This is a genomic window from Yersinia sp. 1252 StPb PI (assembly GCF_048593885.1).
Classification (GTDB): domain Bacteria; phylum Pseudomonadota; class Gammaproteobacteria; order Enterobacterales; family Enterobacteriaceae; genus Yersinia; species Yersinia enterocolitica_E.
Genome location: NZ_JAZGQE010000278.1, coordinates 1 through 3,827, shown reverse-complemented (window position 1 = coordinate 3,827; position 3,827 = coordinate 1). Strand labels below are relative to the sequence as shown.

Below are 3,827 nucleotides of genomic sequence, written 5' to 3'. Positions count from 1 at the left end.
GCCAGAAATGTAACAAACTGCGTTTGTTCACCTGAAGTGATGGGTAAAATGGGGCGAGGGGAAATTAATGGAAAGGCCGAAACCATAATCAGCCTTTCCAAAATCACTTATTTATTGGGGGCTTAGAGCACTTCACCATTGCTGGTAATAACCTGCTTATACCAGTCAAAACTTAATTTGCGTGAACGTGCCATGGTACCGGTACCGTCGTCGTTTTTATCCACATAAATAAAACCGTAACGTTTGCTATATTCACCTGTAGTGAATGATACACAATCAATACAGCCCCATGGGGTATAGCCCATTAAATCAACACCATCTTCAAATACCGCTTTTTTCATTTGCTCAATGTGAGCTTTGAGGTAAGCAATGCGGTAATCATCGTGAACCATACCGTCGGCAGCCACTTTGTCGATAGCGCCAAAACCATTTTCAACAATAAACAGCGGCTTTTGATAGCGCTCGTACAATACGCTCAGTGAATAACGTAAGCCAACAGGGTCAATCTGCCATCCCCAGTCTGACGCTTTAACATGTGGATTTGGCACGCTGCCTTCAAAGCCAGAAAGTGAATTACCGCTGCCAGGGTTAGTGGCAGAAACTGCATTACTCATGTAATAACTCAACCCCATATAATCAGCACAGCCATCACGCAGAGTATCAAGATCACCCTCTTCCATTTTGATGGTGAATCCGCGACGCTCCCACTCGTTCAGAATATAGGAAGGGTAGTAACCGCGCATATGAACGTCACCAAACAGATAACGCTCACGCATAGCCTCTACTGAATACATCATGTCATCAGGATGGCAGGAGAATGGATACAACGGCACCATCGCCACCATACAACCAATTTTGAACTCAGGATTAATGGCATGACCAAGCTTGACGACTTTGGCGCTGGCGACAAACTGATGATGCAGCACTTGGTACAGCGTCTCTTCTGGATTTTCTTGCTCAGTAAATACCACCCCCGAACAGCAATAACCAAATAATGGATACTTCCAGTTGCGCTGGTTATTGATCTCGTTAAAGGTCATCCAGTATTTAACTTTACTTTTATAACGCGCCATCACCACTTCACTGAATTTCACGAAGAAATCGACCACCTGACGGTTTTTCCAGCCACCGTATTCTTTCACCAGATGCCAAGGCATTTCGAAGTGAGATAAAGTAATGACCGGCTCGATACCGTATTTCAGTAACTCATCAAACATATCGTCGTAAAATTGTAACCCGGCCTCATTGGGCTGCTGCTCATCGCCATTCGGGAAGATACGCGTCCAGGCAATAGAAGTACGGAAGCATTTGAAGCCCATCTCAGCAAACAGCGCAATGTCTTGTTTGTAATGGCCATAAAAATCAACCGCTTCATGGTTAGGATAACGGTAGCCGTCCTGTACGCCATCAGTCATCACCCGGTCAACTCCATGCGCACCACCAGACAGTACATCGGCGATACTCACACCCTTGCCGCCTTTATCCCAGCCGCCTTCAACCTGGTGTGCTGCAACTGCGCCGCCCCATAAGAAATCTTTCGGTAATTGTTTGTGGCTCATTATTTTCTCCCTTAATACTGTGGGCAACTGTACGCCCTTGAAATGAAAATCAATGGCGGGATGGCCCGCCTGAATATTTAAACAGTTAGCCCCGATTCATTTGCGCCTGAGTAATCGGCGCGCCAGATGCTTTAGCGCTGTTTTGCTGTTGCACACTTTCAGGCTCATCAGTAAACCCAACCAACCAAGTGAAAAGTGCGCCCAACACGAACGCTACCGTGATCGACAGCAAGAAACCAAGGAACTGCGCCATATGGCCCTCTTTGAAAAAGACCGGTAATACCGCAATACCCGGTAAGCAGTAACTCCATGACACCGCATTAAATGCCCCTGCGATAGCACCACCAATTCCGCCAGCAGCACAACTGCATAAGAACGGTTTTTTTAGGCGTAGTGCCACACCATAAATTGCCGGTTCGGTAATACCGAACAACGCGGTGATACCGGCCGACAGTGAAATACCCTTCATCTCACTATTGCGGGTTTTTAAGTAAACACCAAACATGGTGCCCGCCATGGCAAAGACAGCGGAAGCTTGCAGGCCAGTAAAGGTGTCATAACCCAGAGTCGCGTAGTTACCAACGGTAACAGGCGTGATCCCCCAATGCACACCCAGTGTGACCAGCGGCTGCCAGAAAGCGCCGACCATAAACCCAGCTGCTGCCGGGCTAAGGTTATAAAGCGAGTTATAAACACCACCAATCGCACCGCCGATCAGATTACCCACCGGGCCGAACACCAATAGCGTTAGTGGTACCATGATGGCAATACAGAACATTGGGGTGAATAGATTGCGCACCACCATTGGCAGGATCCGCTCAAAGAAGCGCTGCACGTAAGACATGGCCCATACCATCAAAATAATCGGAATAACCGAGGCGGTATAGCTCAGGTATTGCACGGGAATACCGAAGAAATCCAAGGTTGGCGATGATAAGGGAATACCCGCAATAGTGTTTAAAATATGGGCAACTTGCGGATTATTCAGTGCTTCTTGCATCAGTTGCTGAACGGCTGGATCGGCCGAATTCAGCATAGTAATTTTATTGGCCGTCAGCATATTCATATAATCAGGGCTGATCAGGGCACAAGCGGTAATAACTGCGGTGAAAGGATTAACATTAAATTTCTTGGCCGCGGTAAAGGCAACCAGCACGGGCAGGAAGGTAAAACCGGTCCAGGAAACAAAATTCAGAATACGGTAGGTGCCGCCCGTCGCATCCATCCAGCCAATGGCGGCAAGAAATGAAATAATCCCCTGTAAAATACCGCAGGCGGCTAACGGATAAAGGAATGGGGCAAAAATGCTGGAGATAATATCCATCAAACGGCTAACAATACCGACCTTGGGTGCAGCAACCGGGGCGCTTTCATCGACATTAATCAAGCTGATGACATGTTTATAAGCATCGCCGACATGATTACCGATCACCACTTGCATTTGCCCACCCGCTTCAATAACGGTGATGACCCCTTTAACACGATTTAAACGTTCTTTGTTGACAATTTTATTATCTTTCAATATAAACCGTAAACGGGTCGCACAATGTGTGACATTAATCACATTATTATCACCGCCAATATATTGGATAATTTCCTGAGCGGTCAGTGCGTAATCTATTGCCATTATTAATCTCCTGTCGCGGGTACTGAGCGTAAGATAACCAGAGCGTTATTGGCTTATTATTAATATTCGTAGCCGATTGAGATTGGATTCTAGCAAAAAGAAAAGCGAAGTCACGATATAACAAAAATCGTGAATTGGAATATGTCACACTCAAAAAACACGGTGTTTTATGGTGCTTTTTTATTAATTAATTGCGGGAGTTTTTTACCAATAGTTTCTATTATATATAATACTGGGATTTGAGTGGTAATATTATAATGCCCTTCCAATACAATAGGTGGCATATGATAGGAGATATTAAGGTCGGCCATTTTGGCCAGCGTTGAGTTATCACTATTTGTCAGGCTGATTATTTTACAATTATGTAAACTGAACTGATTGGCAATACGGATAATCTCTTCGGTTTCACCCGAGACGGAAAATATGATAGCAATAGCATCCTGATACATATCGCTGTTGATAGGATAATAGGGATCGTCAATATAAGTACTAAACTTGCCAATATTCGAGAAGAAACGAGCGCTGTATTTCCCTAACGCCCCAGAGGTTCCTATACCCACAAAAATAATTCGGCGCGTGGCGGCGATTTGTGCTGCGGCCGTATCCAGTAACTCGTCAAACTCACTATTATTAATACTTTT

At 45.4% G+C, this 3,827-nt stretch carries 3 protein-coding genes; all 3 read right to left on the bottom strand.

Annotation, left to right across the window (positions count from 1 at the left end):
- Window positions 1-122: 122 nt before the first annotated feature.
- Window positions 123-1,559 carry a 6-phospho-beta-glucosidase gene (locus V2A85_RS22510; protein ID WP_420072422.1) on the bottom strand — a complete coding sequence of 479 codons (1,437 nt, stop codon included), beginning with the start codon at window positions 1,557-1,559 and terminating at the stop codon, window positions 123-125.
- Window positions 1,560-1,644: 85 nt separating this feature from the next.
- Window positions 1,645-3,186 carry a PTS transporter subunit EIIC gene (locus V2A85_RS22505; RefSeq protein WP_420072421.1) on the bottom strand — a complete coding sequence of 514 codons (1,542 nt, stop codon included), beginning with the start codon at window positions 3,184-3,186 and terminating at the stop codon, window positions 1,645-1,647.
- Window positions 3,187-3,353: 167 nt separating this feature from the next.
- Window positions 3,354-3,827: SIS domain-containing protein (locus V2A85_RS22500; RefSeq protein WP_420072420.1), on the bottom strand; the 474-nt coding region annotated here is incomplete at its 5' end.